This window comes from Dactylosporangium sp. NPDC005572 (assembly GCF_040605515.1).
Lineage (GTDB): Bacteria > Actinomycetota > Actinomycetes > Mycobacteriales > Micromonosporaceae > Dactylosporangium.
In genome coordinates, this window is sequence record NZ_JBEXCY010000370.1 from 1 (window position 1) to 5,907 (window position 5,907).

Here is a 5,907-nt window from a genome sequence, read left to right on the forward strand (position 1 = left end):
GGGCCCGGGGTGCGCGGCACCGCCGACACCGGCGGCTGCACCGGCGGGCGCTGCGGCACGACCTGCGGCCGCGGCGTGAACTGCTGCGGCGTGCCCGACGCGCGGACCGGGGCGGCCGCAACGCCGATGCACAGGGCACCCTCGACGACGACCGTCTCCGGCTGCTCCAGCGTCGTGGGCGCCACCCCCAGCTCGGTGTGGATCAGGTGCGCCGCCAGCGGGATGCGCGACGAGCCGCCGACCAGGAAGATCCCGACGAGGTCCTTCGGGGACAGCCGCGCCGACTCGATCGCCCGGGACAGGCACTGCACGGTGCGCTCCAGGTAGGGCCGGACGAGGGTCTCCAGCTCCTCCCGGGTCAGGTGCGCGTCGATCTCCATCGACGGCAGGTGGATGTCGGTCGACGCGGTCCGCGACAGCATCTCCTTGGCGCCGCGGACGTCCTCGTAGAGCATCCGCCGCAGCCGCCGGTCCGACGCGTCGGTCGGGTTCGACAGCGCCGCCCACTTCTCCTGGTGGCTCGTCGAGTACGTCTTGCCGAGGTGCTCCACGATCGCGTGGTCGAAGTCGAGGCCGCCGACGTCGGGCAGGCCGTCCTCGGCGAGGACCTCGAACCCCGACTGGGTCCGGCGGACCACCGTCGCGTCGAACGTGCCGCCGCCCAGGTCGTAGATGGCCAGGCTGCGGCCCACCGGAACGGCGGAGCCGAGCACGGCCGTGAAGTACGACGCGGCGCCGACCGGCTCCGCGATCAGCCGCGGGTGGCCCAGGCCGGAGATGCGCGACGCCTCGGTGAGCAACGACCGGCGCCGCTCACCCCAGCGGGCCGGGTGGGTGATGCGCACCTCCTCCGGCGCCCCGCCGAGCTGCCGCCGGGCCTCGGTGTTGACCTGCGACAACACGTGCGCGAAGAGGCGCGGCACCGGCATCGAATGGTCGCCGATGAACACCTCGCCGTCGTCGATGCGCCGCTTCGGGTTGGGCTCGAAACGGGCCGGGTCGAGCCGCGCGTTGCGCTCGGCGTCCCGGCCGACGAGGACCTTCCCGTCGGTGTTGAAATACAAGGAAGAGGGCAGCAAGGGAGAACCGTCGAACAACAACGGCCGCATCCGCGCGTCCTGGCGGATCATTGCGACCGTGTTCGACGTGCCGAAGTCGATGCCGAGCACGCGCATGTGCGTCACCCTACCTTTGCCGTTCCACGCTTTGCGTCGGCCGTCAAGCCTGCCGTAACCCGCTGTTGCCCCAACTTGCCGGAAGATCACTGCATACTGGCCGACGTGAGGCACGATGTCCCCTACCTCGACCAGGCAGGACCGCTGGGCTTCGCCCACCGTGGCGGTGCGGCGGCCGGTGACGAGAACACGACAGCGGCGTTCGCCCGTGCGGTCGAACTCGGCTACCGGTACATCGAGACGGACACGCACGCCACCGCCGACGGGGTCGCGGTCGTGTTCCACGATGACACGCTCGAGCGGCTCCTGGGGCGTCCGGGTCGGATGATCGACTTACGGTGGGCGGACCTGGCGAGCGAACGGGTCGGCGGGGCCGCCGCGATACCGCGGCTGGAGGAGGTCCTGGAGGCCTGGCCGCAGGTCCGGTTCAACATCGACGCCAAGACCGACGCCGCCGCCGGGCCCACCGTCGACGTGGTGCGCCGCGCCGGCGCCGAGGACCGGGTGCTGCTCGCGTCGTTCTCCTCCGCCCGGCTGGCCCGGATGCGGCGCGACGCCGGTCCGCGGGTCGCGACGTCGCTGGGGATGAGCGAGGTCGCGAAGCTCTGGCTGGCGGCGAAGGCCGGGCGGGCGCTGCGGCTGCCCGACAGTGTCGTGGCGATCCAGATCCCGCCGCGGTACGGCCGGCTCGCCGTCGCCACCCCGAAGTTCGTCGGCTACGCCCACCGGCTGGGGCTGCACGTGCACCTGTGGACGATCGACGACGCCGCGCAGATCGAGCACTTCCTCGACCTCGGTGTTGATGGCATCATGACCGATCACATCGAGGTGTTGCGCGACGTGTACGTGCGGCGCGGCATCTGGACCTGACCCCCGCCGTCCCTGGAAGAGGCCGCCGTGTCCACTGTGGAGGAAGCGCAGCTCAGCACCCGCCGGGAGAGGGTCGGCTGGTACTTCTACGACTGGGCGAACTCGGCGTTCTCGACGACGGTCGTGACCGTCTTCCTCGGCCCGTACCTGACGTCGATCGCCGAGAAGGCCGCCGGCTGCGACGGCGACGCCTGCGACGACGCGGTCATCCGGCCGCTCGGTATCGAGATCGCGCCCGGCGCCCTGTTCCCGTACTCGGTGTCGCTGTCGGTGTTCCTCACCGTGTTCGTGCTGCCCGTCGTCGGGGCGATCGCCGACCGTTCACCCCGCAAGAAGGAACTGCTGGCGCTGTTCGCCTACATCGGGGCGGCGGCGACGGCGGCGATGCTGTTCCTGACCGGCGACCGGTACCTGCTCGGCGCCGGCCTGTTCCTGGTGGCCAACATCGCGTTCGGCGCGTCCGTCGTGGTGTACAACTCGTTCCTGCCGCAGCTGGCGGACGAGGAGGACCGCGACCGGGTGTCCAGCTTCGGGTGGGCGTTCGGGTACCTCGGCGGTGGCCTGCTGCTGCTCGTCAACGTCGTCGCCGTGCTCATGAAGGACCAGCTGGGGCTGACGACCGGGGACGTCGCGCGGTACAGCATCGTCTCGGCCGGCCTGTGGTGGGCCGGGTTCACGACGATCCCGCTGCTGCGGCTGCGCAACCGGCCCGTCGTCGTGGACCCCACGATCGGCGCCGGCACCGGGTCGGTGCTCACCGACGGGTTCCGGCAGCTGTGGCACACGCTGAAGAGCCTCAAGGCGTTCCCGCTGACGCTGTTCTTCCTCGTCGCGTACCTCGTGTACAACGACGGCATCCAGACCGTGATCGCCCTGGCCAGCCAGTACGGCACCAAGGAGCTCGGGCTGTCCGACGACGTGCTGGTCCCGACGATCCTCATGGTGCAGTTCCTGGCGTTCGCCGGGGCGCTGCTGCTGGGCTGGATGGCCAAGCGGATCGGGGCGTGGAAGACGCTGCTGACCAGCCTCGTGCTGTGGACCGTGATCATCCTCATCGCGTACTTCCTGCCCGTCGGGCAAGCGGTGCCGTTCGTCGCGCTCGGCGGCGGCATCGGCCTGGTCCTCGGCGGCAGCCAGGCCCTGTCCCGGTCGCTGTTCTCGCAGCTCATCCCGAAGGGCAAGGAGGGCGAGTACTTCGGGCTGTACGAGATCTCCGACAAGGGCACCAGCTGGCTCGGGCCGCTGCTGTTCGGGCTGGCCTACGACACCACCCGCAGCTACCGGGTCGCGATCATCTCGCTGCTGGTGTTCTTCGTCGTCGGGTTCTTCGCGCTGCTGGCGGTGCCGATCCGCAGGGCGATCGAGCAGGCCGGCAACACCCCGCCCGCCAAGCTCTAGCGCTGCGGCAGGGCCAGCTCGGCGACGACGGCGCGGTGGTCGCTGCCCGGCACCGGCCGGACGGCGACCTCCCGCACCCCGATGCGCCGGTCGACGAGGACGTGGTCGAGCGTCACCGCGAACAGCCGCAGCAGGCCCGGCACGAGGGCGTACGGCCAGGTCGGGACCAGGCCACGGCCGCGTTCGGCGGCGGCGTCGCGGTAGCCGCCGCGGCGCAGCAACCTGCGCAGCGGCGCGTGGTCGAGGGTGGCGTTGAAGTCGCCGAGCAGCACCCGCAGCGGGCCGTCACCCGCGCCGGGCTGGTCGGCGAGGTCCCGGGCCCAGCAGGAGGTCTTCCCGCCGGGGTGCGGGGCGCAGGGGTGCGCCGACTCGACGACGAGGGGGCCGGCGCCCGGCACCAGGACCGTCGCCCGGACCTGCTGGATGCCGCTCGGGCAGACCCGCACCATCGGCTCGCCGTCGAGCGGGTGGCGGCTGAACACGGCCGTGCCCCGGCCGCGGGGTGCCGGGTGCAGGGCCCGGAACGGCAGCAGCCCGTCGGCGCCGGCCCGGTCGAACGCCTCCAGGTCGGACGTGTTCGCCTCCTGCAGGGCCAGGACGTCGACGTCGTCGGTCTTGGCCAGCTGGAGCAGGGCCGCCATGTCGCCGCGCTCCCACAGCACGTTCGCGGTCATCACCCGCAGCCGCTGCCCACCGGGGCCCGCGGCCCGCTTCGGTACCACCCGCGGGATCACCACCGCGGTCAGCGCCAGCCCGGCCGCGCCCGTCACGAGCGCCGCCGGGATGCTGGTGAACGCGGCCGCCACGGCGGCGACCAGGGCACCACCGGCCACATAGGGCGTGAACGCCATCAGCTGTACCAGCGGCGTGCCCCGCTCGATCCCGGACACCCGCACGACCGTGAACGCCGCGACCAGGACCGCCACCACCCACCACACCACCGTCATGGTCGAAAAGCTACCCGCCGCTTCTCGTGAGAGCGCTCTCGCGCGTATCGTTCCGGAGCGTGAACAGGTCAAAGCCGACCATCGAGGACGTTGCTCGGGTCGCCGGCGTGTCCCGGGCAACCGTGTCCCGGGTGATCAACAACGTGCCGGGCGCGTCCGAGCCGCTGCGGGCCCGGGTGCACGAGGCCGTCTCGGCGCTGGGCTACCTGCCCAACCAGACCGCGAGGGCCCTCGCCTCCGGCCGGCCCCGCGCCATCGACCTCGTCGCGGTCAAGGTCACCGCCGAGAGCGGCTGGCTCGGCACCGACCCCTACTACAGCCGCGTCCTGGCCGGCGTCCTCTCCGTGCTGGAGGGCCAGGACGTCCACCTGCGGATGCACGCCGTCGGGTCGGGCGAGGCGATCGACGCGATCGCCGCCGACGCCACCGTCGGCGCCGTGCTCACCAACCTCCCGCCCGACCACGCCGCCCGGTTCCACCGCCACTGCCGGCGGGCCGTATCACTGGTCGCGACCGCCGCCGCGGTCCCGGCCGTCGAGGCCGACAACCTCGGCGGCGCCCAGGCCGCCGTCGAGCACCTGCACCGCCTCGGCCGCCGCCGCATCGCCGCGATCCACGGGCCGGCCACCACCACCTGCGCCGCCGACCGCCGCGCCGGCTACGAGCGGGCCGTGCGCGCCCTCGGCCTGCCCGACCTCGGCGTGCCCGGCGGCGAGTTCCTCCGCGAGGACGGCCACGCCGCCGCCCGCCGCCTCCTCGACCGGCACCCCGACGTCGACGCCGTGTTCGTGGCCTGCGACGTGATGGCCGCCGGCGCCGTCCAGGCGTTCACCGCCTCCGGCCGGCGCGTCCCGGAGGACGTCAGCGTCGTCGGCTTCGACGACAGCCTCGCCGCCGCCTGCTCGAACCCGCCGCTGACCACCATGCGGGTACCGGTGGAGGAGATGGCCGCCACCGCGACCCGGCTCCTGCTCGACGGCACCCTCCCGGTCGGCTACCGCGAACGGTTCCCCGTCTCGCTCGTGCAGCGCAGCTCGTGACGGCCGCCGCCGCCCGGGCGACCTACGTGGTGTTCGCCGCCTGCGGGTTCCTGCTGGCCAGTTGGGTCGCCAGGATCCCGCAGCTGCGCGAACACCTGCACCTGACCCCCGCCGGGCTCGGCTGGGTCCTGCTCGGCGCCGCCGCCGGGTCGCTGCTGTCCCGGCCACTGTCCGGGCCGATCCTCGCCCGGTACGGCCAGCGGCGCACCGTCGCCGCCACCGGCGCCCTCGCCGGCGCCGGGCTGCTCGTCACCGGCCTCGGCGACGTGACCGGGCTGTGGGTCCTCGTCGCGGGGCTGCTCGCGATCGGGTTCACCGTCTCCGTGTGGGACGTCGCGATGAACGTGCAGGGCGCCGAGGTCGAACGGCGGCTCGGCCGCACGGTCATGCCCCGCTTCCACGCCGCGTTCGCCGCCGGCACCGTCGCCGGAGCCGGGCTCGCCGCCGGCCTCGTCGCGCTGCACGTGCCGGTCGCCG

Annotated in this window: 6 protein-coding genes; 4 read left to right on the forward strand and 2 right to left on the reverse strand. The window is 73.1% G+C overall.

Going from position 1 to position 5,907, the window contains the following annotated elements; all coding sequences use genetic code 11:
* Nucleotides 1-1,175 (reverse strand): Hsp70 family protein (locus ABZS66_RS60035; RefSeq protein WP_354773705.1); only part of this gene is annotated, 1,175 nt, incomplete at its 3' end.
* A gap of 105 nt (nucleotides 1,176-1,280) precedes the next feature.
* Between ABZS66_RS60035 and ABZS66_RS60040 the strand changes: the two genes are divergently transcribed.
* Complete coding sequence (locus tag ABZS66_RS60040; protein WP_354773707.1) at nucleotides 1,281-2,045, forward strand: glycerophosphodiester phosphodiesterase; 765 nt, start codon at nucleotides 1,281-1,283, stop codon at nucleotides 2,043-2,045.
* A gap of 27 nt (nucleotides 2,046-2,072) precedes the next feature.
* A complete protein-coding gene (locus ABZS66_RS60045) occupies nucleotides 2,073-3,443 on the forward strand; it encodes an MFS transporter (protein ID WP_354773709.1) in 1,371 nt (456 codons plus the stop codon).
* Here ABZS66_RS60045 and ABZS66_RS60050 read toward each other — a convergent pair.
* Nucleotides 3,440-4,390, reverse strand: coding sequence for an endonuclease/exonuclease/phosphatase family protein (locus ABZS66_RS60050; RefSeq protein WP_354773711.1), 951 nt, complete (start codon nucleotides 4,388-4,390; stop codon nucleotides 3,440-3,442). The genes ABZS66_RS60045 and ABZS66_RS60050 overlap by 4 nt on opposite strands.
* A gap of 59 nt (nucleotides 4,391-4,449) precedes the next feature.
* On the opposite strand from ABZS66_RS60050, the gene ABZS66_RS60055 reads away from it, so the two are divergent.
* Complete coding sequence (locus ABZS66_RS60055; RefSeq protein WP_354773713.1) at nucleotides 4,450-5,430, forward strand: LacI family DNA-binding transcriptional regulator; 981 nt, start codon at nucleotides 4,450-4,452, stop codon at nucleotides 5,428-5,430.
* On the forward strand, nucleotides 5,427-5,907 hold a 481-nt coding region (locus ABZS66_RS60060; RefSeq protein ID WP_354773715.1), incomplete at its 3' end, for an MFS transporter. The genes ABZS66_RS60055 and ABZS66_RS60060, both read left to right, overlap by 4 nt.